The 25,224-nt window shown below is 44.6% G+C and carries 24 protein-coding genes; 15 read left to right on the top strand and 9 right to left on the bottom strand.

The window, feature by feature from the left end:
* Positions 1-130 precede the first annotated feature (130 nt).
* Positions 131-709, top strand: coding sequence for a TlpA disulfide reductase family protein (locus tag QZ331_RS05770; protein ID WP_294628849.1), 579 nt, complete (start codon positions 131-133; stop codon positions 707-709).
* 109 nt (positions 710-818) lie between these two features.
* Here QZ331_RS05770 and QZ331_RS05765 read toward each other — a convergent pair whose 3' ends face one another.
* On the bottom strand, positions 819-1,550 hold the full coding sequence (locus tag QZ331_RS05765) for a methyltransferase domain-containing protein (protein ID WP_294628848.1): 732 nt from the start codon (positions 1,548-1,550) through the stop codon (positions 819-821).
* A 98-nt stretch (positions 1,551-1,648) separates the two neighbouring features.
* On the opposite strand from QZ331_RS05765, the gene QZ331_RS05760 reads away from it, so the two are divergent.
* Positions 1,649-1,834: a hypothetical protein gene (locus tag QZ331_RS05760; RefSeq protein WP_294628847.1), complete on the top strand. Its 186-nt coding sequence runs from the start codon at positions 1,649-1,651 to the stop codon at positions 1,832-1,834.
* Between the two features lie 90 nt (positions 1,835-1,924).
* Here the strand turns inward: QZ331_RS05760 and QZ331_RS05755 are convergent, their stop codons facing one another.
* The 3 genes from QZ331_RS05755 to QZ331_RS05745 are packed head-to-tail and all read right to left on the bottom strand — an operon-like array spanning position 1,925 to position 4,165.
* Complete coding sequence (locus QZ331_RS05755; RefSeq protein ID WP_294628846.1) at positions 1,925-2,302, bottom strand: VOC family protein; 378 nt, start codon at positions 2,300-2,302, stop codon at positions 1,925-1,927.
* A 17-nt stretch (positions 2,303-2,319) separates the two neighbouring features.
* Positions 2,320-3,420, bottom strand: a complete 1,101-nt coding sequence (locus tag QZ331_RS05750; RefSeq protein ID WP_294628845.1) for a DUF4468 domain-containing protein — start codon at positions 3,418-3,420, stop codon at positions 2,320-2,322.
* Between the two features lie 13 nt (positions 3,421-3,433).
* Positions 3,434-4,165: an MBL fold metallo-hydrolase gene (locus QZ331_RS05745; protein ID WP_294628844.1), complete on the bottom strand. Its 732-nt coding sequence runs from the start codon at positions 4,163-4,165 to the stop codon at positions 3,434-3,436.
* Positions 4,166-4,447: 282 nt separating this feature from the next.
* Between QZ331_RS05745 and QZ331_RS05740 the strand changes: the two genes are divergently transcribed.
* Together QZ331_RS05740 and QZ331_RS05735 are read left to right on the top strand one after the other, a co-directional pair.
* Positions 4,448-5,881 carry a porin gene (locus QZ331_RS05740; protein ID WP_294628843.1) on the top strand — a complete coding sequence of 478 codons (1,434 nt, stop codon included), beginning with the start codon at positions 4,448-4,450 and terminating at the stop codon, positions 5,879-5,881.
* Positions 5,882-6,151: 270 nt separating this feature from the next.
* Complete coding sequence (locus tag QZ331_RS05735) at positions 6,152-6,655, top strand: RNA polymerase sigma factor (protein ID WP_294628842.1); 504 nt, start codon at positions 6,152-6,154, stop codon at positions 6,653-6,655.
* Positions 6,656-6,807: 152 nt separating this feature from the next.
* Here the strand turns inward: QZ331_RS05735 and QZ331_RS05730 are convergent, their stop codons facing one another.
* Entirely contained in the window at positions 6,808-7,092 is a 285-nt protein-coding gene (locus QZ331_RS05730) for a hypothetical protein (protein ID WP_294628840.1), read from the bottom strand.
* 215 nt (positions 7,093-7,307) lie between these two features.
* Between QZ331_RS05730 and QZ331_RS05725 the strand changes: the two genes are divergently transcribed.
* The 3 genes from QZ331_RS05725 (at position 7,308) to queF (ending at position 9,372) form a co-directional block, all read left to right on the top strand.
* Positions 7,308-7,988 (top strand): queuosine precursor transporter, encoded by a 681-nt coding sequence (locus tag QZ331_RS05725; protein ID WP_294628838.1) that lies wholly within the window; start codon positions 7,308-7,310, stop codon positions 7,986-7,988.
* A 1-nt stretch (position 7,989) separates the two neighbouring features.
* Positions 7,990-8,649 (top strand): 7-cyano-7-deazaguanine synthase QueC, encoded by a 660-nt coding sequence (queC, locus tag QZ331_RS05720; RefSeq protein WP_294628836.1) that lies wholly within the window; start codon positions 7,990-7,992, stop codon positions 8,647-8,649.
* 267 nt (positions 8,650-8,916) lie between these two features.
* Entirely contained in the window at positions 8,917-9,372 is a 456-nt protein-coding gene (gene queF / locus QZ331_RS05715) for a preQ(1) synthase (RefSeq protein ID WP_294628835.1), read from the top strand.
* 86 nt (positions 9,373-9,458) lie between these two features.
* On the opposite strand, the gene rlmH is transcribed toward queF, so the two are convergent.
* Positions 9,459-9,932: a 23S rRNA (pseudouridine(1915)-N(3))-methyltransferase RlmH gene (gene rlmH, locus QZ331_RS05710; protein ID WP_294628833.1), complete on the bottom strand. Its 474-nt coding sequence runs from the start codon at positions 9,930-9,932 to the stop codon at positions 9,459-9,461.
* 128 nt (positions 9,933-10,060) lie between these two features.
* Here rlmH and QZ331_RS05705 point away from each other — a divergent pair, with 128 nt between their 5' ends.
* The 7 genes from QZ331_RS05705 (at position 10,061) to QZ331_RS05675 (ending at position 15,329) form a co-directional block, all read left to right on the top strand.
* The gene (locus QZ331_RS05705; RefSeq protein ID WP_294628831.1) at positions 10,061-10,453 is read left to right on the top strand and encodes a DUF4783 domain-containing protein; all 393 of its coding nucleotides are present in this window, start codon (positions 10,061-10,063) and stop codon (positions 10,451-10,453) included.
* Complete coding sequence (gene nadC, locus QZ331_RS05700) at positions 10,446-11,294, top strand: carboxylating nicotinate-nucleotide diphosphorylase (protein WP_294628830.1); 849 nt, start codon at positions 10,446-10,448, stop codon at positions 11,292-11,294. The genes QZ331_RS05705 and nadC overlap by 8 nt, the downstream gene beginning before the upstream one ends.
* Positions 11,295-11,492: 198 nt before the next feature.
* Entirely contained in the window at positions 11,493-12,047 is a 555-nt protein-coding gene (locus QZ331_RS05695) for a sigma-70 family RNA polymerase sigma factor (protein WP_294628828.1), read from the top strand.
* Positions 12,031-13,071 carry an outer membrane beta-barrel protein gene (locus QZ331_RS05690; protein WP_294628826.1) on the top strand — a complete coding sequence of 347 codons (1,041 nt, stop codon included), beginning with the start codon at positions 12,031-12,033 and terminating at the stop codon, positions 13,069-13,071. Before QZ331_RS05695 ends, QZ331_RS05690 begins: the two co-directional genes overlap by 17 nt.
* 11 nt (positions 13,072-13,082) lie before the next feature.
* Entirely contained in the window at positions 13,083-13,607 is a 525-nt protein-coding gene (locus QZ331_RS05685; RefSeq protein WP_294628824.1) for a DUF4943 family protein, read from the top strand.
* 141 nt (positions 13,608-13,748) lie between these two features.
* On the top strand, positions 13,749-14,309 hold the full coding sequence (locus QZ331_RS05680; RefSeq protein ID WP_294628822.1) for a DUF4858 domain-containing protein: 561 nt from the start codon (positions 13,749-13,751) through the stop codon (positions 14,307-14,309).
* 63 nt (positions 14,310-14,372) lie between these two features.
* On the top strand, positions 14,373-15,329 hold the full coding sequence (locus QZ331_RS05675) for a nitronate monooxygenase (RefSeq protein ID WP_294628820.1): 957 nt from the start codon (positions 14,373-14,375) through the stop codon (positions 15,327-15,329).
* A 666-nt stretch (positions 15,330-15,995) separates the two neighbouring features.
* On the opposite strand, the gene QZ331_RS05670 is transcribed toward QZ331_RS05675, so the two are convergent.
* Genes QZ331_RS05670 through QZ331_RS05660 form a run of 3 tightly spaced genes read right to left on the bottom strand, consistent with a single transcriptional unit; the run spans position 15,996 to position 23,357 of the window.
* Positions 15,996-17,327, bottom strand: coding sequence for a RagB/SusD family nutrient uptake outer membrane protein (locus tag QZ331_RS05670; RefSeq protein WP_294628819.1), 1,332 nt, complete (start codon positions 17,325-17,327; stop codon positions 15,996-15,998).
* A 14-nt stretch (positions 17,328-17,341) separates the two neighbouring features.
* Positions 17,342-20,695 carry a SusC/RagA family TonB-linked outer membrane protein gene (locus QZ331_RS05665; protein ID WP_294628818.1) on the bottom strand — a complete coding sequence of 1,118 codons (3,354 nt, stop codon included), beginning with the start codon at positions 20,693-20,695 and terminating at the stop codon, positions 17,342-17,344.
* 34 nt (positions 20,696-20,729) lie between these two features.
* Positions 20,730-23,357, bottom strand: coding sequence for a zinc-dependent metalloprotease (locus QZ331_RS05660; protein WP_294628816.1), 2,628 nt, complete (start codon positions 23,355-23,357; stop codon positions 20,730-20,732).
* 196 nt (positions 23,358-23,553) lie between these two features.
* On the opposite strand from QZ331_RS05660, the gene QZ331_RS05655 reads away from it, so the two are divergent.
* Complete coding sequence (locus QZ331_RS05655; protein ID WP_294628814.1) at positions 23,554-25,209, top strand: M23 family metallopeptidase; 1,656 nt, start codon at positions 23,554-23,556, stop codon at positions 25,207-25,209.
* Positions 25,210-25,224: the final 15 nt, after the last annotated feature.

Genomic DNA, 25,224 nt, shown 5'->3' with positions numbered 1-25,224 from the left:
AGTAAGTTACATACGAATATAAGAGCGGGAGATTTTTCTTTTTAGAGGAAAGGTATGAATTTATTTTAAAAATGCAAATACATCATGTGCTTTTTCTATATTTGCAGTCATTACTAATGATTATAAGAAGATGAGAAAGAAAATTGTAAATGTATGTGGTATGGCGTTTTTGGCCATAAGTGTATTGGCTTGTTCCGGTCAGAAGAAGGGTACGGCAAGTGTGGAAACTGTATCGGATAGTGTGGATATTGCTTCGGAAACATTGGCTGTTGAAGCGGATAGTACAGGATATATTGTGCGGGTAGGGGAGATGGCTCCGGATTTTACAATTACCTTGACCGATGGCGAGCAGATTGGCTTGTCTTCTCTGCGGGGGAGAGTAGTGATGTTGCAGTTTACTGCAAGTTGGTGTGGGGTATGTCGGAAAGAAATGCCATTTATAGAAAAAGATATTTGGTTGAAACATAAAGATAATGCAGATTTTGCATTGATAGGTATCGACCGTGACGAGCCGCTTGATAAAGTACTTGCCTTTGCCAAATCTACAGGAGTTACCTATCCGTTGGGATTAGATCCGGGGGCTGATATTTTCGCAAAATATGCTTTGCGCGAGTCTGGAATAACAAGAAATGTGCTGATAGATAAAGAAGGAAAAATTGTCAAACTAACCCGTTTGTATAATGAGGAAGAGTTTGCTTCCCTTGTGTAGATGATTGATGAAATGCTAAAATGAAACAGGTGTTTTTAGTGAATTTTAGTATATAAACATAGTGACGCTATCTTATCGGGGTAGCGTCACTATGTTTATATGGGATTATTCAGGCAAGACTGAGCTTTGCCAGATAATCGTAATGTTTACCTTCTTTTATCAGTTCGGCTTTGAATCCGCATTCGGAAGCATATAGGCTAAGTGTCTGAAAATCGACATATAACCAATTGAATACATCTCCTTTCACCTGCTTATATTGCATCTGAAAATCAATTTCCCCGTAATAATCGCCGGCTAAGTCGATAACGATGCTGCCGTCCTCCTCTTCAAAAAGATAACGAAGATCGCTGGAATCCATCAATATATATCCTCCGGGACGAAGGATACGTTTCATCCGTTGAAAGAAATTCGGCATATTACTTAACTTTCCTATAATTCCCGAGCCGTTCATCAGCATCAGGATAGAATCGAATGTATCGGTGAATGTTTCATCAAAAAGATTGATGAGACAGGCATCATTGACCCCCCGTTGTCTCATGACTTCGACGGATAGCGGAGAAATATCGATGGCGCATACCTCTTTCCCCATTTCCTGAAGCGCTAACGCATGGCAGCCGCTTCCTGCACCTACATCCAATATACGCCCTGTAGCCATTTGCAGAGCGGTACGTTCTAATACAGGCATGGATTGGAAACTACGGAACAGTTCTTTGACAGGGATTTCATCTTCTTCAAATTGAGGAGAAAACACTCGTAAGCGGTCCGTCCTGCGATGATTGAAATAATCGGAAATTGCGCTTCCCATCGGGTCCTTTTCTGCAGAAAGAATTGTTGTTGCCATTGACAGTTATGTATTGTTTTAGTGTGCAAAGATAAATAAATCCGTAGAAAAGAATTATCTTTGCCGTTGGAAATGTGAATATTAATAATTTATATTGTATGAGTATAGAAGAAGCAATCATGGGTGGAATCGTCTTTAAAGGCAAGAAAGATAAACCCAAAGAGGAGGAAAAGGTAAAAACGAAAGCGAAGAAGGCAACCTATATTCGTGGGCAGCATGGTTCGGGAGCAGCGAAGATGAAAGCCGATATTCGCAGAAAAAGAGCAAATCGGCATAAGAAATAATATTTGTGATAATAAAAAATATTCCCCCTGTTACAGCTATGTGTCGCAGGGGGAATGTTGTATTAGGGTACGTACTTTATACGCTTTCGGTTATTTCTGTGGAAGTATTTCAATCCAATAGTCGTCCGGGTCGTTGATGAAATAGAGTCCCATTGCGGTATTTTCAAAACATACGCAACCCATTTCTTTGTGGTAAGCCCTGATTGCATCATAATCACCAGCTATCCGAAAGCAGAGGTGGCTTTCATTCTCGCCCAGTTCATACGGAACTGTGTGATCTTTCAGATATGTCAGTTCCAAGAGAAAGCCGGTCTCGTTGTCTGTCAGATAAACCAAAGTGAACGAACCGTCGGAGGCTTCTTTCCGGTGATGCTCTTTCAGACCAAGTGCTTTTTCATAAAAAGCGATGCTTCGTTCGAGGTTGGTTACGTTGATATTAAAATGGTCGAATTTACTTTTTATTTCCATAGTCACAATCTTTCTTGTTATTTCATTAAGAGTTTCACAATCTCTCCGACATATGTACGGGGTTGTCCGGCTTGCGGAGTAGTTTGTGACGCCAGTTTCTTACATTCGATAACAGCCGAGGGAACTGTTTGGTTCGGGGCGTAGAGTTTCAGCGTGTAGCTGTCTGCTTTTTCTATCGCGTCGTAAGGCTGTTCGGGTGAAAGCGTACAATAAGCTACAGCTTTGCCCGACTGGTAACCCAATGCACCACCGGCATTGGCAGTCATGTTTGTCATATTAAATTCATCCTTGCCGATGCTGATAACTAATTTCCCGCTTCCCATTAATGCGTAAACTTCACCCGGAATCTGTTTCAGATTGACTTCCGTGTAACCCGGCATATCTGTTGAAGCCTTACCGGCAGGAAAGGCAGGAGTAAGAGTTGCGGCAGGAACTTTTTCTTCTGAACCACCAATCACGATAGGTCCTTCGGCAGCGACGATTGACGGAACTTTTTGCTCTTCTTCCTTCTTCTTTATCTCTGCTCTCGGACGTGTATCCTGCGCTCCGAAGGCTACGGCAGCATCCATAAATATGTCATCTGCGAAATCCACCGTTTTTCTGCGCCATTTGGCCAATCCGCGTATCAGTTTGGTTTTGTCTTTGTTGAGCGCATATTTGTCGGTAACCCATTCTTCCGCTTTGTATTTTTCAGTATCGCGGTAGGTGAAGCGTATCTTTTCAACTTCTATCAGGCAATTTCCGGGTTTGCAGGTAGTAGTAATTTGATAGTTGATTAATGTACGGTCTAAAGACAGTGCGCTTGAGCTGAATACAATCCATTCTTCTCCGATGCCTGCAATCGTACCTTTGGCTTCGTCGGAGAAAACGATGCGGCTTTCCTGGTTTTTGTTCTCTTTAAGCCGTTCGTCCATCCACTTCATGATTGTATTATAAATTTGTGCCTGGCTCATTCCGGGAATCTGGAATTCTTTAGAGAAGACCACTTTACCGTCTACTTCGGGAACGGCTCCTGCAAGATACCTCGTATCGTCTTTTTTGTCTTTTGTAGAATTAGCTTTCATTGCCACCGGCAATGCAAGGAATAACGTAAGAAACAGAATTGTAAATTTATTCATAATTATAATGTGTTTATTTGGTAATTTCAAAACTTTCGCCCCGGCGGGTGATGCTGATAAAGCGGCATCCTGCATCTTCTGCAAAACGTTGAAAAGCGTTGCCGCCTTCGTAATCTTCGCTGAAGTGCATGGGCACAAATATAGTGGTTTTTATTTGTTCGATGAACTGTTTTGCCCCTTTCATATAATCTTTTCCCATCCTCCGGTCTACCGGAAACAGTGTCAAATCAATGTCGGGTGCTTTTTCTTTCAGATATTTAACTTCTGCGAGGAAGTCTCCGTTGGCTTTTCGTATTTCTGCTTCGGTAGACTCTTCGCTCCAGTGCCAGTTGTTCAGGTCGCCGGCGTGGAAGATACGGCGGTCTTGCAGATGAATCAGGAATGAACTGCCGACATCCGTCGAACCGAACGCGTCGATGCGGATAGCATCATCCTCGTATGTCTCTCCTTTCTTAATATAGAAAGCATCTTCGGCTGTGGCACGGTGCGATTTCAGAATATCTTTGGAGAAAACATATCGAATGTCGGGACGTTGCTTTTTCCACGTCAGAATCTCGCGGTTGAAATGGTCGGGATGGAAGTGGGTAGCCAATACGTACAATTTGCCCGGTCTTTGCAGAAGATGATCATGTACGATTCCCCGGTTATGTTCCGCTTCGGAAGAATCTTTGTAGAAATCAATAATGACGGTCACATCCTCTGTTTTAAGGGCGAAGCCGCTATGGTAGATATAATCCAGTATCATAAGCTGAATGTTTTATAGCTGCAATATTACATATTCTGATTGGAGCTGCCAAGAAAAAACGTCGAAATTAGGGAGGAGGGAGGCTGATTTCCCAGTCAAACCTTTATTATAAATAGGTGCTTTTATCAAAAGAATATGTGAGTCTTTTGTAGATTGTTTCATTAGAAACAGTTTGTTTTCTCAATTAAAATGGGCGGATGGATGAAAATAAATGCACATTTGTATCTCTGTTGTGCAGTAATGTTGTATCTTTGCGCCCGAAATAATTTAAAAAAGATTTAGATGAGAAAAAATTTCTTGATTGGACTTGTAATGTTAATCGTTTCAATTCCAACTTTTGCCGGAGATTATCTGACAAATACGAATCAGAATGCTGCCTTTCTGCGTATGATAGCCCGTGGCGCTTCCATTGATATTGATGGAGTATATAGTAATCCTGCCGGATTAGCTTTTCTTCCCAAAGACGGTTTACAAGTATCATTAACTATCCAAAGTGCGTATCAGACACGTAATATTGCTGCAACAAGCCCTTTATGGACTATGGATGGACAGACTTCCGTGCGTAATTATGAGGGAAAAGCATCGGCTCCTGTTATTCCTTCCCTACACGCTGTTTATAAGAAAGGTGACTGGGCTTTTTCTGGTAGTTTCGCTATAGTGGGTGGTGGCGGAAAAGCTTCTTTCAACAGTGGGTTGCCAATGTTTGATGCGGCTGCTATTGGTTTAGTAAACAAAGAGAGTGATATGTTGAAGCCTAATATGTACAATATTAATTCGGCGATGGAAGGTCGTCAGTACATCTATGGTTTTCAGTTAGGAGCCAGTTATAAGATTAATGAACACTTCTCGGTTTTTGCCGGTGCTCGCATGAATTACTTTACAGGTGGTTATAAAGGTTATTTGAATATAGCTTTGAAAGATGGTGTGGCTCAACAGATTGGTGCTGCTATTGTGCAACAAATAATGAATGCTCGTCCTGATTTGACTTTGGAACAGGCGCAGCAGTTGGCACAACAACAATCAGGACCTATGCTTCAGAAATTGAACGATACAAAATTAGAGTTGGATTGTGACCAGACAGGGTGGGGGCTGACACCGATTATTGGTGTAGACGCTAAATTCGGTAAGTTGAATTTGGCAGCCAAATACGAGTTCAAAGCTAATATGAATATTGAAAATGACACTCATGAGTTGACTGCTCCAGATGCAGCTATGGAATTTATGTTACCCTATAAAAATGGTGTGAATACGCCTAATGATATCCCTTCTATGCTTTCGGTTGCAGCAGGTTATGAGTTTTTACCTTCTCTCCGGGCTTCATTCGAATATCACTTCTTTGATGATAAGAATGCAGGTATGGCCGAAGGTAAACAGAAAACATTGAAACATGGTACACATGAATATTTAGCCGGTGTAGAGTGGGATATTAATAAACTGTTTACCGTGAGTGGTGGTTATCAGAAAACTGATTATGGTTTAAGTGACGCTTTCCAAACAGATACAAGCTTTTCTTGCGATTCTTATTCGATAGGTTTGGGTGGTCGTATTAATTTTAACCAAGCATTGAGTTTGGATGTAGCCTATTTTTGGACTAAATATAGTGATTATACGAAAACAAATCCACGTCAGTTGGATGAACCGATGGCTTTGATGGATAAAGACGTTTATAGCCGTACCAATAAGGTGTTTGGTGTGAGCTTGAATTATAAGTTCTAATAGATTCTAATTGCACATAGTCCTTTATAAATTTTATAGCAGAAGCCGTCTTCAAACAGCAGTTTGGAGGCGGCTTCAAACTTTTACCCCCATTGATGTGTAGAGCATATCGGCTACGGGCAGGCAGAACCACAGGAAGAGCACCCCAAAAAGAGACGATTGGGAAGCCCAAAGGAAAAATAGCCAAACTAACCGGAAGAATTGCTATTTATATTCGTTCTAAAAGAGCGGATCTTTGTACCGTACTAATCAGATAAAAGAAATACGCCGATGGGAAAAGCAGAATTTACTCAAGGAATATTAGATATACAACCGGATTTGCACCGTTTTGCATTTAAACTGACGGCAAACCGGGATTCCGCCAACGATTTGGTGCAGGATTGTGTATTGCACGCACTGGATAATCATGAGAAGTTTACCTATACCAAAAATCTGAAAGGATGGATGTACACCCTCATGCGCAATATTTTCGTGAACAACTACCGCCGTACCATTCGCGAAATGAATCTCATAGACGATACCTATCCCGCCGCTCAACAATACATGATTGAGGACGAAGATGGCGTCAAGTTTGAGTTTGCCTATGATATGAAGCAACTCTACCGCATCCTGCATTCCATTCCCGACGACATGAAAGTACCCTTTCAGATGTTCGTTGCCGGGTTTAAATATAGAGAAATTGCCGAGAAGTTAGGATTGCCTATGGGGACGGTGAAGAGCCGTTTGTTCTTTATCCGCAAGCGGCTGAAGGAAGAATTGAAAGATTTCTCCTGAGAGCGGGGGCGATGCGTTAAAACTCACTGCCGGTTGACACCGGTTTTCACAGATTATTGAATGCGACGATTGAGTATCCAAACAATGAATCTGTGAAAATCCGTGTCAACTGGCAGTGAGAATCAGTTACGGCCTACCGCCCGTTTCCATTGTCAGTCCAACAGCTCTTCCACCCTGTGTTTAGCCTTTTGGGCAGTCTCCTGTGCGGCGTGAAGTGCTTCGGCGGCTTTCTCTTTCACGGCGTTGGTTGCTTCCGTTGCTTTTTCCTGGGCAACGTGTGCGGCGTGTTCCACCTTCTTTTTCAGGCTTTCGCCCGAATGCGCACTTGCTTCGGCACCTCTTTCCATAGCTTCTTCAGCCCTCTGTTTGGCCAGCCGGACATTTTCTTTTGCCTGCATGGCTGCTTCTTTTACGTCTTTTTTAAATTGATGTTCCATGATTTGGTCTTTATTAGTTAAACATGGACATACAACACGCCGCCGCATGAAAAGGATTTCGCAATTAGAGAGAATTTTCATTCTTTTTTATTCATTCAATTATTGGTTTATCCTGGTTTTTCCTATACCTTTGCACCCGAAAAGAATAAAAAAAGACATTCGATGCCGCGAATAGCGGTCGTGTATTCTAGGACACCACGTAAAAAACAGGAATTATGAAAGAAAAAGTATCCGTACCTTTTATGCTGCTTGGTATTCTTTTTAATGTATGCCTCATTGCAGCCAATCTTCTTGAAACGAAAGTAATCCAGATAGGCAGCCTCACGGTGACTGCCGGATTATTGGTCTTTCCTATTTCTTATATAATCAATGACTGCATTGCCGAAGTTTGGGGATTCAAGAAAGCGCGCCTGATTATCTGGAGCGGTTTTGTGATGAACTTCTTCGTAGTGGCTCTCGGGCTGATAGCCGTAGCCATTCCGGCTGCCCCTTTCTGGGAAGGCGAAGAACACTTCAATTTTGTATTCGGTATGGCGCCCCGCATCGTGGCCGCCAGTCTGATGGCTTTCCTAACAGGTTCGTTTCTCAATGCATACGTGATGAGTAAGATGAAGATAGCCAGTGGCGGGCGCAACTTTTCCGTCCGTGCCATCTGGTCGACTGTCGTAGGAGAGACTGCCGATTCGTTTATCTTCTTTCCCGTAGCTTTTGGCGGGATGATTGCCTGGAGGGAACTGCTCGTTATGATGGGAATGCAAATCATACTGAAATCCATGTACGAGGTGGTGATTCTTCCCGTGACCATCCGTGTGGTAAAGGCAATTAAGAAAATAGACGGCAGCGATGTCTACGACACGGATATATCCTACAACGTACTCAAAATCAAAGATATTTAATATGAACAGAGAAGCAGCATTGGTTGTGTTCAGTGGCGGACAGGACTCTACCACCTGCCTGTTTTGGGCAAAGCGCAACTTCAGGAAAGTATATGCCTTGAGTTTCCTGTATGGTCAGAAACACCAGCAAGAAGTGGAGCTTGCACGCGACATAGCCCGTAAGGCGGAAGTGGAATTTGAGGTGATGGATGTCTCCTTCGTCGGACAGTTGGGACGAAACTCGCTGACCAATACGACCATAGTGATGGACCGGGAGAAGCCGGCAGACAGTGCGCCCAACACATTCGTCCCCGGACGCAATCTGTTTTTCCTGAGTATTGCAGCTGTGTATGCCCGCGAACGGGGTATCAACCATCTGATAACGGGAGTTTCACAAACCGATTTCAGCGGTTATCCCGATTGCCGCGATGCATTCATCAAGTCTCTCAACGTCACACTCAACCTCGCTATGGACGAACAGTTCGTGATTCATACCCCTCTGATGTGGATTGACAAAGCAGAGACATGGGCGCTGGCAGACGAATTAGGGGTGCTGGAGCTCATTCGCAACGAAACGTTGACGTGCTATAACGGGGTCCGCGGAGATGGTTGCGGGCATTGTCCTGCCTGTACGTTGCGACGGGAAGGATTGGAAAAGTATTTGAAAAGTAAGAATCAATAATACCTTTTATATAGAGATAAAGCATCATTCCGGTTTCATCATTGCATGAAACGGTGGGTTCCTTTGTATGAACTGAAGTTTCCAACGCCTTGAAACTACAGTTTCCATTGCATGAAACTTTAGTTTCTATGGGTTGAAACTATAGTTTCTATTGCATGAAACTCCTGTTTCCATTATATGAGATGGCTGAAACTATCGTACGAGCCGTACCATAACAGGCGGAAATCTGTTTTTTATCTCTGTAGAGGGTGTAGTAAACAAGAACAAATGACAGAATTGAAAGACCAGCTTTCCTTATTGGGAAGAAAAACCGAGTATAAGCAAGACTATGCTCCGGAAGTATTGGAAGCCTTTGACAACAAGCATCCTGAGAATGACTATTGGGTACGTTTCAACTGCCCCGAATTTACAAGTCTGTGTCCCATCACCGGGCAGCCCGACTTCGCGGAGATACGCATCAGTTACATTCCCGATGTGAAGATGGTGGAAAGCAAGAGCTTGAAACTGTATCTTTTCAGTTTCCGCAATCACGGCGCTTTCCATGAAGACTGTGTGAATATCATCATGAAGGATCTTATCGGACTGATGAATCCCAAATACATCGAAGTAACGGGAATCTTTACTCCCCGTGGCGGTATTTCCATCTATCCGTATGCCAACTATGGACGTCCGGGAACAAAGTTCGAACAGATGGCGGAACATCGGCTGATGAATCGCGAATGATGTGTTGTAAGATGGCGGTGGGTGTTGACACCGCCATTTAAGATTAGCCAAACGGACCGGCTCTTTTAACAGGATATAAGCATCTATTATTCGTGATGATACGGCCCTCCGTTCAATATCGTCATCGCCCGGTAAATCTGTTCCACGAATATCAGCCGTATCATCTGGTGCGAGAACGTCATCTTCGACATTGAAATCTTCTCGTGCGCAGTCTGATACACCTTTTCCGAGAAACCGTAAGGCCCTCCGATAATGAAGACCAGCCGCTTGTTGACGGTATTCATCTTCCGCTTCATGTAGTCGGCAAACTCGATGGAACGCATCTCCTTCCCGTGCTCGTCGAGCAGCACCACCACATCGCCCGGCTGGAGAGCCTTCAGAATCAACTCACCTTCTTTCTCCTTCTGAACCTCCATCGGCAGGCTCTTCGTGTTTTTCAGTTCGGGAATCACTTCCATGTCGAAAGCGATATAGCGTTTGGTACGCTGGATATAGTCGTTGATAGCTGTAATATAATGTTGTTCTACGGTGCGTCCTACGACGAGCAAGGTTGTCTTCATACCTGATATAATTCTGATTAATGCACAAAAATAGGCATTTTTTATGTTATTCTGCAATAAATGCTTACCTTTGCCTATCATTAGTTGAGAGTTTAATGCTTTAAACCTCAATTTAAAAGCTTGTAATTATGAAAAAACGAGTGCTCGTAGGAATGACCGCTTTGCTTCTTTCCCTCTCGTTGCTGATGGCACAGGAGATACCGGCAGGAGTGATTACGGCCTTTAAAAAAGGAAGTTCGCAAGAACTGAGCAAGTATATGGGGGACAAGGTAAACTTAGTGCTCCAGAGCCGCTCAACGAATGCTGACAAACAGAAAACCACCGCCGTAATGCAGGAATTCTTTACGGAGAATAAAGTCAGCGCATTCAACGTCAACCATCAGGGCAAACGGGACGGGTCGAGTTTCGTTATCGGTACGTTGGCTACTGTAAAAGGGAACTTTCGCGTCAATTGCTTCTTGAAGAAAGTACAGGACAAATATTTAATACACCAAATAAGAATTGACAAAATCAATGAATAAGGAAAAAGAACTTATCGACAAACTGATCGATCTCGCCTTTGCCGAAGATATAGGCGATGGCGACCATACCACCCTGTCGTGTATTCCCGCTACGGCAATGGGTAAATCAAAATTGCTTATCAAAGAAGCCGGCGTGCTGGCAGGTATCGAAGTGGCTAAGGAAATCTTCAACCGTTTCGACCCCTCTATGAAGGTGGAAGTGTTTATCAACGACGGAACGGATGTGAAGCCGGGCGACGTTGCAATGGTAGTGGAAGGAAAGGTGCAGTCGTTGCTACAGACCGAACGGCTGATGCTCAACGTCATGCAACGCATGAGCGGCATCGCCACCATGACTCGCAAATATGCAAAGCAACTGGAAGGAACCGATACCCGCGTGTTGGACACACGTAAAACCACTCCGGGATTGCGCATCCTCGAAAAGATGGCAGTGAAAATAGGCGGCGGTGTAAACCACCGCATCGGACTGTTCGACATGATTCTTCTGAAAGACAATCACGTGGACTTTGCCGGAGGAATTGACAAAGCCATCACCCGTGCCAAAGAGTACTGCAAAGAAAAGGGCAAAGACCTCAAGATAGAAATAGAAGTCCGCAACTTCGACGAACTCCAACAGGTACTTGACCTCGGTGGCGTAGACCGCATCATGTTCGACAACTTCACTCCCGAAATGACCAAAAAGGCAGTGGAGATGGTAGCCGGCAGATACGAAACCGAATCTTCGGGCGGTATCACTTTTGATACGCTCCGCGACTATGCCGAATGCGGTGTCGACTTTATCTCCGTAGGTGCTCTCACCCATTCGGTGAAAGGGCTGGACATGAGCTTCAAGGCTTGCTGATTTTCTCACCACCTATTAAGACAGATTTCCACAGATAGTTTATTTAACCCAATCTGTGGGAATCTGTCTTAATAGGTGGTGATTTCTTATATTTAACTTCTTTTTGCAAAATTCATTGCAGCATTTCCCCACTTATTACGTCTAAAGGATAAAACGACGCAGACATACGTTCGATTTAAAAAAAAAAAAGTAATTGATTTGGAAAACGAGATAGAACTGGTGAAGGGCTGTCGGGCAGGAAAGGATTCAGCCCGAAAGGAACTTTACACTCTCTATTCCAAACAGATGTTGGCGGTATGTTTTCGCTACACGGGCGATATGGAGGCGGCGCACGATGTACTGCACGACGGTTTCATCAAGATTTTTACCAACTTCTCCTTCCGGGGCGAATCGTCGCTCGCCACATGGATAACCCGGGTGATGGTCACTCAGTCGCTCGATTATCTGAGGCGGGAGAAACGGGTCAGTCAGTTGGTAGTGCACGAAGAGCAGCTTCCCGACATACCCGATATATCTGAGGCGGGAGGAGCAGGGAGCGGAATCTCCGAAGAGCGGCTGATGGCTTTTATTGCCGAGCTGCCCGATGGTTGCCGAACCGTCTTCAACCTTTACGTGTTTGAAGAAAAGTCGCACAAAGAGATAGCCAAGATGTTGCATATCAAAGAGCATTCGTCTACATCGCAGTTGCATCGCGCCAAATATTTGTTAGCAAAGAGAATAAAAGAATATAGGAACTATGAAGAAAGAAAATGATGAAATAACCGACCTGTTTCGCACACGTCTCACCGATGCGGAGATAAGTGTCCGCGACGGCTTTTGGGAAGAACTATCGCAGAATATTCCTGCGGCTTGCCAGCATCGCCGGCGGATTTTGCTTTTCCGTGTGGCGACTGCTGCGTCCGTGTTGCTCGTTTTGGCTGCTTCATCCGCCACTTTCCTCTATTTCTCTCCTAAAGAAGAGATGGAAGAGGCCTTCAAGATAGCCGTGGCGAATGGAGGACAGATGGATGGAGACGGAATACGGGTCAATCAGTTGCCCTTGCCGGTGGAATCGGTCTTGCCGAAACCTGCTCCCAAATCGTTCGGTATGTTGTCGCAACGTGTGGAGGAAGAGGATTCGCTCGCTATCTCTTTCTCCATGTCGTTCTCTTTTTCGTCGGCTGTCACAGCTGGCAGCCGTTATGCCAACCGGAGGCGCAATGTCTTTTGGCAGGCAGCAAACGGCAATGGGGAATCCGTTGCCGTGCAAGAAGATGCTTCAGCTTCGTCCGTTGTATCCGGAAAAGAGACGAATAAACGTCGCTGGGCAGTGAAAGCCCGACTTGGCACGGCACTTCCGGCAGATGACGGTGCCTACAAGATGCCCGTTTCGGCAGGAGTGACGGTAGAGCGGAAACTGAATGATTATTTAGGAATAGAAACCGGACTTCTCTACTCAAATCTCCGTTCGGCAGGACAGCAATTGCATTATTTAGGTATCCCCGTCCGGATGAATGTACTGCTGTTGGAGGCCAAGAAGGTTGACCTTTATGCTACTGTGGGCGGAATAGCGGACAAATGCATTGCCGGCGCACCAGACAATTGCTTCAAGGAAGAACCCGTACAACTGGCGGTAACCGCCGGTATTGGACTCAACTATAAGATTAACGACCGACTTGAGCTCTTTGCCGAACCCGGTATCTCTCACCATTTCGGCACGGACTCCAAACTGGCTACGGTGCGCACCAAGCGGCCCACTAATTTTAATCTACTTTGCGGACTTCGCATGACGTATTAATCCTTATGAAAATGAAAAAGACACTTGTAATGCTGTGTATGGCACTATGCCTGATTGCATCTCTCAGTGGATGCGCCAGCGAAGAAATGAATTCCAATAATCCGGATGTAGCTCTTTTTGTGAAGCAGTTGAAGTCGGGAACCTATAAGATGAAGAATGATAAAGGAGTGGTGGAAGTGCCTCATTTTGCGGAAAAAGATATCCCCGAACTTCTGGAGTATGCGGAAGACCTGACAATTATCCCTTCTTTTCCGTCGGTCTACAACACGAACAACGGTAAAATCCGTTTGGGCGAATGTATGCTTTGGGTGATTGAGTATGTCCGCCAGGGAACACCGCCGTCGATGGGTTGCAAAATGGTGCTGGCGAATGCCGAGAACTATGAAGCAACCTATTTCCTGACCGACGAAGAGGTGCTCAAAGCCGTCGCCTGCTATCGTAACTGGTGGGAAGGACGCCAATATCCGAAAACCCGGTGGACGATTGACCCGTGTTATGACGAACCGCTTTGCGGGACGGGCTACCGTTGGTGGTGACATAAAAAAACAACTGTTGCCGGAATAAGAAACAAAGAACATTCGTACAAGAACATCTGTTTGTATCAGTAGTCTTTTTACTGCTGACAGGGACTTGCTACGCCCAATGGAGAGTTGAGCGGTAATGAAAGAATAAAGAAGATGAGTGGATTGATAAAACGTTTTTTCGCTTCTGTGTCGTTGTGCTTCACAACCTTGCTTGCATATTCGCAGGTATGGACAGCGCAAGATTCACTGCATCTGAAAAAGCTATTGGAAAGCGACCGGGAATTGCATTTGAATATGGATGCAGTCAAGTCAATCGATTTCGGTGGCACGATGGGAACTCCCCGGATGGTAGAGGAGAAGAAGTGGATGCTTCCCGACGAATCGCTGCCCGAAGTATTGCCCAAGTCGAAAGCGACGCTTAGCCTGAGGCCGTATAAGACAAATACCCGTTTTGATTGGGACCCCGTTTATCAGAAGAAGATAAGAGTGGATAAAGATACCTGGCGGAGAGATTCTTTCTACCAGATGCGGGCACGCGGCACATCGGGCAACGGCGCGGCTATCGGCGGGCTCGACCTGATGCTTGTCTTTACAAAAGATTTCTGGAATAGAAGAGGCCGGTATAACCGTGCCCGTACATTGAACATTCTGCATACTTACGGAGACTCAACGACTGTATTGCTAAACCAACCTGTCGAACAAATTGTCCACTGACGGCGTTTATATAGCATAAACGAATGTAGTGTGTTCTGTCGGCGCACTGATAAATTGTGAATCATGAATAGAATAACTTCTCTTTTGAGAATCCGGTATCCCATCATTCAAGGTGGGATGGTATGGTGCAGTGGTTGGCGGCTTGCTTCCGCAGTGAGTAATGCAGGCGGCTTGGGCCTGCTCGGTGCAGGTTCGATGCATCCCGCTACTTTGCGCGAGCACATCCGTAAATGCCGCGCGGCTACCCGCCTTCCTTTTGGCGTGAATATCCCTTTGATGTATCCTCAGATAGAAGAGATAATGAATTTGGTGGTGGAAGAGGGCGTAAAGATAGTCTTTACTTCTGCCGGCAATCCGAAGACGTGGACAGCGTGGCTGAAAGAACGTGGAGTCACGGTTGTCCATGTTGTCTCTTCCTCCCGCTTTGCAGTGAAGTGTGAAGAAGCGGGGGTGGATGCCGTGGTAGCCGAAGGCTTTGAAGCCGGCGGACATAACGGTCGTGAAGAGACCACCACTTTCTGTCTGATTCCTGCCGTACGCCAAGCGACAACATTGCCTTTGATTGCTGCCGGCGGTATCGCTACGGGAGAGGGGATATTGGCCGCCATGATATTGGGAGCCGAGGGCGTGCAGATAGGCACTCGCTTCGCCTTGACCGAGGAGAGTTCTGCAAGTCGTGCCTTCAAGGATTATTGCCTGAGTCTCGATGAGGGAGATACCAAGTTGTTATTGAAGAAGCTGTCTCCGACACGTTTGGTAAAAAACAATTTCCGGTATGCAGTGGAGAAAGCGGAAGCCGGGGGAGCCTCTGTCGAAGAATTGCAGACTTTGTTGGGAAAAGGGCGTGCCAAGAAGGGAATGTTCGAAGGCGACTTGGAAGAGGGGGAACTGGAAATAGGACAAGTGTCGGCAATGATATCCCGTCGGCAGTCGGTGGCAGAGGTGATGAGTGAATTGGTCGAGTCTTGCCGGCAGGCGAAGATTTCAGCACAGAGGATACAGAGCCTCACAGAGTTTTAATTCATGTGAATTAAATGATTGTCGGCTGCTTTCCCTCTCTGTATGAGGGATTTGCAGCGCATATATATCCTACTTCCACCGCATATATGTCCTGTCTCCAGCATCTATATATCCTACATCCAGCATCCATATGTCCTGCGCACAGCATATATATGTGCTGTAACAAGCTGAATATGAGATTGAAATAACCTCATCTTAATTGTTGTTGATACCAGTCATTACGGCCTTACTTCCTAAAGAAGAAACGCTGTGAGACTCTGTGTACTCCGTGGTGAAAATCCCCCTACGTTGTTATTCGTAAGGGGATGTCTTTTAGAACAGAATGCCGCTTGTTGAGATGAATAAAAGAGTGAGTGGTGGTTTATAGACATTTACTGTCCTGTTGCTTGTTCGTATGCTTTTTCCATAGAGTACCACTCAGTTTATATTGCTATAAAAGGGTTCGGTAAAATCAACCTTTTATTGACAAGGAAGTAGTTCCTTGTTGTTTTTCTCTATGTATCTCCTACAAAGATATTATTTTTTTTAATGAATAGCAATACGTTTGGGAAATAAAGATGATAGAAGCGGGGAGAGGTATGGAAGAAAGTAAAAAACTCCTCTTGCCAATGAGCTTGCAAGAGGAGTTTCGACTGTTTTTGGGGGTGGAGAAGGAGCAATGAACTTTTAGTTCAATAATCCGGGATTTGCATCAATGGCTGTTTGCGGAATCCGTAATGTGTAACGTGAGTCATCCTGTTCCAGCACATAGTTTTGTCCGTTGATTACTTTCTGGATTCTTGGACGGGTTGTGCGGCGTAAGTCAAACCAGCGATGGCCTTCGATAGCAAGTTCGAGTGCTCTTTCGTTTAAAATTTCCGTTATCAGAGCGGTTGAGGTCATTGTTTCTACAACATTCTGCTTTTCTATGTATCCCTCTTGTGTATAGCGTTTCTCCATTAATTGCAGCAATCGCTTGCGTGCTTCCGGCAACCGGTTCAAATGAGCGGCAGCTTCGGCTGCTATTAAATACATCTCCCCATTGCGGAAAGTACAATTGTATTGTGAATTTCCACTCTTGGCAGATATATATTGGTCGTCTTCGTTCTTGCTGTAATATTTGTTCAAACGTAAATCTTTATCTGCATCATAATTCTGCACGAATGAAGGAGTGATTATAAAAGCGGTAGTTACGTCATCACTGTAAAATTCATAGGCAGTAATCATCTCTGCCGACTGGTAATCGTTAGGAAGTTTCGCATCCGGAGCGTTTAAATCTTCCAATGAAGACTTGACTGCCAATACACGTTCGGCAGCTTCGTATGCTTTCTGCCAATCTCCCATATAAAGCCGTACGCGGGCTTCCATTGCATCGACCGAAAGCGTAGAGAAACGGTAGGAGTACTGGCTTTCCCATTCTTTTTGGTTTATCAGCTTTCTCGCCGACTCGATATCGGAGAGGATGGCGGCATATACCTCTTTTACCGTATTCCGGGTGGGGACTCCTTCCAAGTCAAGGTTCCATTTAATGGGCACGGCTTTCGTATCGGGTGCTCCTTCTTTGGTATAGGGTTGTCCATAGAGGTTTACGAGGATAAAGTGCATATATGCTCTTAGTAAATAGGCTTCACCCACCAACTGGTTTATCCCTTCCTGGCTCCCTTCCGTGATGGCTTCTTTTTTGTCGATGATGGCATTGGCATAATAAATATTGGTATAGTATTTGTCCCATACGAAATCTCTTGTTCCGGCTTTCGGGTTGAGGTCATTCCAGATTTGGATATCGCCGTATGTGTTTTGCGAACTGCTGTTGTCCGTGACTTGTACGATATCAGTACGCAATTCGGTCACGGCTTTGTCGTTGAGCCGGGTGTTGTAAACAGTAGTGAGCAACGCCCTGTACTCTGCTAAAGTATTGGGTATTACTTTACCGACCGGCTGAATATCCAGATAATTGTCACAGGACGCCAATAACATACTTCCCAGCAAAGTAAAAGCTAAATATATTTTTCTCTTCATATTCATTTCCTATTTTAGAAGTTGAGACTAAGATTGAAAGTAACCGATTTGGGAATAGGGGTAGAGTAGAGATTACTCATGGATTCCGGGTCCATATAGTTTTTGTAACTTGAACCGAACACAAACAAATTGCGGGCTTCCACACCTACTGTTGCTCCGTTAATCTTTACTTTTTGCAGCCATTCCGCAGGCATACGGTAGGCAAGACGTATGTTCTGCAAACGTATGTAACTTAATTCTTTCGTCCAAATATCCAGTGATTTATAGAGGTCTCTTCGGCTGCCGAATAAGTAGTAGTCGGCAGGGTTTGTATGATACGTTGCCAACGCCGGGAAGGTTCCGTTTTTATTCTCGGGCGTCCATCTGTCCAAAACATCCCTGTTCATATTGATTCCCGGATCTAAGTCGGCTATGTAATAAGAAGGAGTAGTCTGCACCTTTGCACCTATGTTGTAGGAGAGATTTAGGTTCAATTCCCAGTTGCGATAGTTGAATGTATTCATAAAACCACCGGTATAAGGAGCATCGGCCGTTCCTGCATAGGTGTAGAATCCTCGTATCTCTTCGGTCTCTGCACCTATGCTGTATTGTCCGTCGTTATTACCACTGGATGTCATCTTGAAAAGCTCCTCTACTGTCACCGCTTCGCCGTTTTTATTTTCAATCATGACTTGTCCTGTCTCCGGATTGATTCCTTTGGTCTTTAAAACAAAAATTGCACCTACCGGATATCCTTCCAGGCTCGGAGTCACTTGATTCTTTTGGGTCATGACTTTCAGCACTTTATTCTGATTGTAAGCAAAGTTAAAGGAAGTGTACCAAGAGAAATCTTTGGTCGTGATGTTACGGGTTTGCAGATTGATTTCTATACCTTTGTTAGACATACTTGCCCAGTTGATGGCCATGCTTTCAAAACCGTTTTCTAACGGTAACAGTTTATAGCCGATAAGGTCGGTACCTTTTCTATAGTAGTAGTCCACACTCAGGTTGATGGCTTGGTTCAGAACAGCGAAATCCAGTCCGATGTTGTAGGATGTGGTCTTTTCCCAGCGCAATTTGCTGTTTGGCGCACTGTCGATGGTAATATAATCTTCGTATGTTTCTCCCGGCAGAATACTTGTATTTTTGTAAGTTCCTACTAAAAACGGTGAAGTATTCTTGTCGATGTTGCCTTGTATACCATATGATAACCGGAGGGCTAAATTGTCAATCCATTTTTGGTTGATGAAAGGTTCGTTGGATAAACGCCATAAACCACTGGCCGAATAGATAGGCAGGAAACGATATTTTTTATCTACTCCGAACAGGTCGGAACCGTCCATACGGATACTTCCTCCCAATGTGTAACGATTCAGCAATGAATATGAACCGTTTGCAAAGAAAGAAGCATAAGCATTCTCTCTTCTGATTTCATTCTTCAGTTTCCACCTGCTCTCGTTGGCCTGTGTTTCGTTCTTGAAATTCAGGTTTCTGAAATTCAGTGTCTTTGGGTCGTATCCATATCCTGTAGATGCATGGTTCTCATACCAGTTCTTGCGGATTTCCGATCCTGCCATTATTTGTATGTCATGGATATCGCGAAATGTATTCTTGTATTCTCCTTGCATTTTCCACGTGATTTGTGAGGTAGTGGCGCCGGTTGTCTTGAGCATTCCGCCTTCCGGTATGACATATGTGCGTACTCCGTCTTTATAGTAGGTATTGTCTTCGCGCATATTACGCATATTGAAGCTATTCAGGCCTACATATTCCTCCTGCGACAATTGTTCCCATTGGATACCGATTTGAGAGGTCAGTTTCCATTGATCGTTGAATCGCAGTTCTGCATCGAAGATGGAATTGAGGGCAGTATTAATTGATTCTTTGCTGGTGTTTTGACGCTCTTCAAAGATGTTGAACCCTCTCTTTTCATCTGTTTCGCTGCCCGTTACATCATAGTCATATAAATAGTTATGATTGCTGTCGAAAGGTTCGAAATAGGGATTGGCTATACGTGAGTAATACACAGGGTTGGTCAGTCCGTAAGAGTCTGTCATGAAGGTTTGGTTCTTACGTCTGTTGGCGAAAATAGAAATACCTATTTTAAGCAGTTTGTTGAGTTGATAGTTGGTCTTGCTTGTTAAATTGAAACGGCTCAGACTCACGCCGGGCACATTGCTGTTCTCTTTGGTATAGCCCAGAGAGTTATAATAAGTGACTTTTTCACTACCTCCGGAGATACTTAAATTATACTCTTGAGTAAATGCGTCTCTGAACAGTATGTCGTTCCAGTTGGTATTAATACTCTTCAATCGGTTGATTTCATTCTGAACTTCCGGGGTAAGTCCTTCCCAACCGTTTTGTCTGTAAGTATCCAGCAGCTCATATTTTCGTAGAATGTTGACTACTCCACCTTTTTCTGGATATACAGGATAGAATACGAATCCCCATCCTCCATAGTCGAAGGGTTGTTCTTTCATCATTTGGAGTTCCAGATTTACTTTCTCTTCCGAGTTCAGCAAGTTGAGCCGTGAAGTATCCAAATTAGGAGAATAAGTCAATTTGGTATTGAAGTTTACAACAGGCTTTCCGATTCTTCCGCGTTTGGTAGTAACTACAATTACCCCATTGGCAGCACGGGCACCATAAATGGCTGTTGCGGCAGCATCTTTCAGGATGGTGATGCTTTCGATGTCGTTAGGACTGATTCCCGCAATGGACGATTGCCCGATGTTAACGATGTCATTGTCAGAAGAGTTGGAGTCCATCTTAGGAATATCCGTCCCTTCCAAAGGGATTCCGTCCAATACCCACAACGGGTCTTGCGTTCCATTCAATGAAGCGGTACCGCGAATGCGGATTTTTGCCGGAGCTCCCGGAGCACCGGATGTATTTGTTACCGCTACACCGGCGATTTGGCCAGTCAATGCTTGGTCGATGCTTTTGGTGGCACCTACCATTGCATCTGATAATTCAACCTTTGAGATGGCGGCAGTCAGTTTTCTGCGTTCCAATGTCTGATAACCCGTTACCACTACGTCTGCCAACGCATGAGCCGATGCTTGAAGCACGATGCGGTAGCTCTTTTTGTCTCCTTGCAATGTAACAACCTGTTCTTCAAAACCGATATAACTGCAATGAATGCGGGTCACCTTTTCCGGAATGGATATGGAGAACTTGCCGTCCATATCGGTGATAGTGCCTAAAGAAGTCTGTGATACTCTGGCTTTCTTCAAATCGTCTGCATGGACATAAACGGAAGCACCGATTAGAGGTTCATTGTCTTCGCCGGAGATTACGACACCGGTAATAGTACGGTTGGCTGCACTGGCAAAAGCCAGTGCATTCACAAATAAGCATATAATAATGCACAAAAATTTGATTCTCATTAATGGTAAGATCTTTTTTAATTAATAGAATTGTTTACTTAATTCCCAATGCAGTATTAATACGTAAAATCATATCTTCATAATGGTAGCGTGTAGCCGTATCGGATGTTCCGAGACGATTCTGCAATAACTTCTTGATGCGTAATAGCTCACCGCGTTTTACGGAGATGGCATCTGAGATACGGTTGAGCTGGCTACCGTAGAAGTTCAGTACACGCGGAGCACCCATTCGTTCTCCTTGACGGAGCGCACGTTGTTCGGCTGCATGACAGCTACAGAAAGGAGTGGCATGGTCAAGCAAGAAATGCTCGTCTGCAATCTTCTTGTTGATTTTCACAGCTTCCGGTTCTGCGGCAGCGGTAAGTAAGGCATCCAGGAAGTTCTTTTGCAACGAACGTTCCATTACGTTGGGGATACCTCCTCGTTCGGTAACGCCGAAAATGTTCTTGTGCAGTCCGTCCATCAGTTCCACTACGGTAAAAGCTTTCTTTCCGTTGACGGATTCATTCTCTATCATACGCATCAGACGGTTGTTGCCAAGCAAATCCCAAAGAATATAAGCCTGGGCATTCTTTAATATCTGAGTAGGGGCGTTCTCCTGCGGACCGATTGGCGTATTGCGGAGCAGATAGGTATATTCTCCCACTTCTGTGTCAAACAGCCATTTGGGGTAAGTCAGTACTTCGTCCATCAGGAATTTCAGTGAAGCCTGCTGTTTCTCTTTTTCTACGAATGTATAAGTCTTGACACCATCTCCTACGGTTGTGTTCTCGATGTAGATACCGCCGATATTGGCAAGTACGTGATACAGATAGTTGTTCCACTGATTGATAACGGCATAATAAAGGCGGGATGCTTCTTCATACGTCTGTCCCTTTTCTCCGGTGGTAGTCCATTGGACAATTTGCGGCACGATACGTTTCAGATTCTCGATACCGAGTAAAGACGAACGGACGGGGTCATCTCCTAAGTCCTCGTTCTGTGCACGCGGGTCTACGGCATCACGTACATCTTGCGCTTCGCTGTATTTGTAGAGACGATCTGTATGTTTGCTAAGGAAATCATACAGAAGTTCTTTCTCTTCTTCCGGCGTACTCTTTCCATACCAACGGTAACCGTATTCGATAGCAAACATATCATAAGGGCCGATATGTGGAGAGAGCACTTTCACACCGTCTCCCGGCTGGGCGACATAGTTGAAACGTGCATAATCCATAATGGACGAAGCTGTAGAATTCATTCTGGAGGTGAAGGCTTCCGAACGTAACGAATCTGTCGGGAAAGCCCATGACCCCATCATGTTATGGCGCAATCCCAAAGAGTGACCTACTTCGTGGCAGGCTACGAAACGGATGGCATCACCCATCAAAGCATCGGGCAACTGTACGTTGCGGGCTTCCGGGCAAACGGTTCCTGTCTGCACTGTAATCCATTCGCGTACCATGGAGAGTACATTGTGCCACCACATAATGTCAGCTTCCAGTATTTCCCCCGAGCGCGGGTCTAACAGAGAAGGTCCCATTGCGTTTTTCTTTTCCGATGCAGCATAAGTCACTACGGAGTAATTGACATCATCCATATCTATATGCATACTATCTGTCACTTCCTTAGCAATAATCGCATTCTTGAAGCCGGCTTTTTCAAAAGCTACCTGCCAGTCTTCAATTCCTTTTTTGATATATGGGCGCCACTGGTAAGGAGTCGAATTATCAATATAGAATACGATTGGTTTAGCTGGCTCTACTATCTGGCCTTTCAGGTAGGCTTCCCGTTCTTCTGGTTTGGGTTCCATGCGCCAGCGTGTGATATACTGCGTTTTATCCGTTCTTTGTTGCGCATCGCTGAAACTTAGCAACGGGTTAGTGAAGTATCCTACTTTCTGATTGTCGAGACGTCCCGTCATTGGTGTCTCCGGCAACAGAAGAAGAGAAGAGCTGGCTTCCACTGTTACATATATAGTGGTAGTTCCTTCTGTCACCCGGGTAGTCAACTCGGAAGTTGCCACTACGTTATTTGAGAAAGATTTGATAGAAAGGATACGTGATAAGTTCTTGATGGCTGAAGTACCTAAATTGATATTGGTAAATACATTGTTGATGCTGGTTTCCGTACCGTCATAAATATCATTCACCTTGATGACCAACGCCGTAGAGTCTGCGTTGACAGCCTCGATTTTGAATGCGGCAATGAGTGGTGAAATAAAATTATCCTTTACCGAACGGTATATGGCATCATTTTGCGGTGCCAGGGGCAGAGGACGTTGCTGGCGGAACATCAGTTTGCCGCTTGATTTGTCCCATTCCATGCAAATCATCTGATTTTCGTAATTCACTCCACGGTTTACACCAGCTTCGTTCAGTTCGGCTGGTACTCTTTGCAGTTTATTGACTACCAGTAAATCACGTCTTAAAAGAGAGGTGGGAATTTCAAAATAATAATCGTTTTTCTTTTGATGTACGGTAAACATACCTGAGGTTGTTTGACTCCCTTCCAGCAATTTCTCGTAGTCACTTTTATTTTTTTCTTCTTTTACTTCGGTTTTCTTCCTTTTTTTGAACCAACTTTGACTTTCTGTGGCAGGGGAAGTTGCAAATACAGGGTATATTTCACTACCCAATAGACATACAATGACCGCTGCCATTACTTTTACATACATTCTCATTAAGCACTCTATTTTAATTTGTAATTAATAAAATGGCTGCAAAAGTACAAATATAAATGACATAATGATTCTAAATAAGCGAGGAATTGAAAATAAAAAGAATTATTAACGAGCTTTTATAAGCATCATTCCTATCCGGATATTTCGTAATTTAGTGGGAATAGCGTACATTTGCGGAGAGTAAAAAGCGAATGGAATGATTAAACAATGTATCACTGTTTGGATGCTGATTTGTTGTATCGGAGTTTACGGACAAGAAAAGAAGCCTGCTACCTTTGTGTCACCTTTTGACTTTCCTCTTACCTTGAGCGGAAATTTCGGAGAGATACGCTCCAATCACTTTCACGGCGGGTTGGATTTTAAGACAGGTGGAGCAATCGGCAAACCTGTCCGTGCGCTTGCCGACGGTTATATTTCACGTATCCGCGTCACTAACGGTTCGGGATATGTACTCGATGTTTGTTATCATAACGGTTATTCTACCATCAACCGGCATTTGAACGGTTTTATTTCCCCTATTGCCGAAAGAGTGAAAAAACTTCAATATGAGAATGAAAGCTGGGAAGTGGAGATTGTTCCCGAACCGGGCGAATATCCGGTGAAAGGCGGTCAGCAGATAGCGTGGAGCGGGAATACAGGTTATTCTTTTGGCCCGCATCTTCACTTGGATGTGTTTGAAACCGAATCGGGGGATTATATCGACCCGATGCCTTTCTTCAAATCAAAGATAAAAGATACGCGTGCCCCCAAAGCCGAGGGTATTATGTTTTTCCCGCAGCCGGGCAAAGGGGTGGTGGATGGTAAACAGGAAACCAAAACCATACTTCCGAACAGTGAACAGTCGGTAGAAGCATGGGGAGTGATAGGTACGGGTATCAAAGCGTATGACTATATGGACGGCACCAATAACCGGTATGGAGTATATTCGGTAGTGCTTACGGTGGATGGCAATGAGGTGTTCCGCAGTACGGTCGACCGCTTTTCGCAGGAAGAAAACAGAATGATAAATTCCTGGACGTGCGGGCAATATATGAAATCTTTTCTTGACCCGGGCAGTACATTGCGTCTGCTGAAAGTGTCGAATGATAATCGTGGTTTGGTGACGATTGACGAAGAGCGGGATTATCGGTTCTTGTACACTCTGAAAGATGCTTTCGGCAATACTTCCAAATATGGCTTTATCGTCCGTGGGCGGAATCAGCTGGTTGAACCGTTGAACTATCGGGAGAAGTATTTTTTTGCTTGGGATAAGACGAATTATTTGCAAGAACCGGGATTGAGTCTGGTTGTTCCGAAAGGGATGTTGTATGATGATGTTCCTCTCAACTATCAGGTGAAGGCTGATAGCGGGGCGGTAGCATTTACTTATCAGATAAACGATAAGCCTGTTCCGCTTCATGCGGGATGCGAACTCTGTATCGGTTTACGCAGAAAACCGATGGCGGACACTACCAAATATTATATGGTGCACGTAACTGTGAAAGGAAAAAAATATAGCGTAGGCGGAAAGTATCAGGATGGTTGTATGAAAGCGTTTGTACGTGAATTGGGGACTTACACTGTTGCCGTTGATACGATACCGCCCGAAATCATTCCTGTCAATAAAAATCAGTGGGGAAGAAACGGAAAGGTTGTCTATCGGTTGAAAGACGAAGGCGCTGGTATTGCTTCCTATCGGGGTACGATTGACGGAAAGTACGCACTTTTCGGGCGGCCTAATATTGTGAAACCTTATTGGGAGTGCAAACTTGACTCGAAGCACGTGAAGAAAGGCGGGCAGCATACCGTTGAGTTTACAGTGACCGATAATTGCGGAAATAAGACCGTATCCCAAGAAACTTTTATGTGGTAATTATTAAAAGTGAAT

The sequence above is a fragment of the uncultured Bacteroides sp. genome (assembly GCF_910586915.1).
GTDB lineage: Bacteria > Bacteroidota > Bacteroidia > Bacteroidales > Bacteroidaceae > Bacteroides.
Note: the sequence above shows the minus strand (reverse complement) of the source record. Positions and strands in the feature narration are given on the sequence as shown.

Bases quoted from the DNA above. Each gene is read 5' to 3' on its own strand.
- QZ331_RS05770 (WP_294628849.1), top strand. From the start codon at position 131: ATGAGAAAGAAAATTGTAAATGTATGTGGTATGGCGTTTTTGGCCATA.
- QZ331_RS05765 (WP_294628848.1), bottom strand. From the start codon at position 1,550: ATGGCAACAACAATTCTTTCTGCAGAAAAGGACCCGATGGGAAGCGCA.
- QZ331_RS05760 (WP_294628847.1), top strand. From the start codon at position 1,649: ATGAGTATAGAAGAAGCAATCATGGGTGGAATCGTCTTTAAAGGCAAG.
- QZ331_RS05755 (WP_294628846.1), bottom strand. From the start codon at position 2,302: ATGGAAATAAAAAGTAAATTCGACCATTTTAATATCAACGTAACCAAC.
- QZ331_RS05750 (WP_294628845.1), bottom strand. From the start codon at position 3,420: ATGAATAAATTTACAATTCTGTTTCTTACGTTATTCCTTGCATTGCCG.
- QZ331_RS05745 (WP_294628844.1), bottom strand. From the start codon at position 4,165: ATGATACTGGATTATATCTACCATAGCGGCTTCGCCCTTAAAACAGAG.
- QZ331_RS05740 (WP_294628843.1), top strand. From the start codon at position 4,448: ATGAGAAAAAATTTCTTGATTGGACTTGTAATGTTAATCGTTTCAATT.
- QZ331_RS05735 (WP_294628842.1), top strand. From the start codon at position 6,152: ATGGGAAAAGCAGAATTTACTCAAGGAATATTAGATATACAACCGGAT.
- QZ331_RS05730 (WP_294628840.1), bottom strand. From the start codon at position 7,092: ATGGAACATCAATTTAAAAAAGACGTAAAAGAAGCAGCCATGCAGGCA.
- QZ331_RS05725 (WP_294628838.1), top strand. From the start codon at position 7,308: ATGAAAGAAAAAGTATCCGTACCTTTTATGCTGCTTGGTATTCTTTTT.
- queC (WP_294628836.1), top strand. From the start codon at position 7,990: ATGAACAGAGAAGCAGCATTGGTTGTGTTCAGTGGCGGACAGGACTCT.
- queF (WP_294628835.1), top strand. From the start codon at position 8,917: ATGACAGAATTGAAAGACCAGCTTTCCTTATTGGGAAGAAAAACCGAG.
- rlmH (WP_294628833.1), bottom strand. From the start codon at position 9,932: ATGAAGACAACCTTGCTCGTCGTAGGACGCACCGTAGAACAACATTAT.
- QZ331_RS05705 (WP_294628831.1), top strand. From the start codon at position 10,061: ATGAAAAAACGAGTGCTCGTAGGAATGACCGCTTTGCTTCTTTCCCTC.
- nadC (WP_294628830.1), top strand. From the start codon at position 10,446: ATGAATAAGGAAAAAGAACTTATCGACAAACTGATCGATCTCGCCTTT.
- QZ331_RS05690 (WP_294628826.1), top strand. From the start codon at position 12,031: ATGAAGAAAGAAAATGATGAAATAACCGACCTGTTTCGCACACGTCTC.
- QZ331_RS05685 (WP_294628824.1), top strand. From the start codon at position 13,083: ATGAAAAAGACACTTGTAATGCTGTGTATGGCACTATGCCTGATTGCA.
- QZ331_RS05680 (WP_294628822.1), top strand. From the start codon at position 13,749: ATGAGTGGATTGATAAAACGTTTTTTCGCTTCTGTGTCGTTGTGCTTC.
- QZ331_RS05675 (WP_294628820.1), top strand. From the start codon at position 14,373: ATGAATAGAATAACTTCTCTTTTGAGAATCCGGTATCCCATCATTCAA.
- QZ331_RS05670 (WP_294628819.1), bottom strand. From the start codon at position 17,327: ATGAAGAGAAAAATATATTTAGCTTTTACTTTGCTGGGAAGTATGTTA.
- QZ331_RS05665 (WP_294628818.1), bottom strand. From the start codon at position 20,695: ATGAGAATCAAATTTTTGTGCATTATTATATGCTTATTTGTGAATGCA.
- QZ331_RS05660 (WP_294628816.1), bottom strand. From the start codon at position 23,357: ATGAGAATGTATGTAAAAGTAATGGCAGCGGTCATTGTATGTCTATTG.
- QZ331_RS05655 (WP_294628814.1), top strand. From the start codon at position 23,554: ATGATTAAACAATGTATCACTGTTTGGATGCTGATTTGTTGTATCGGA.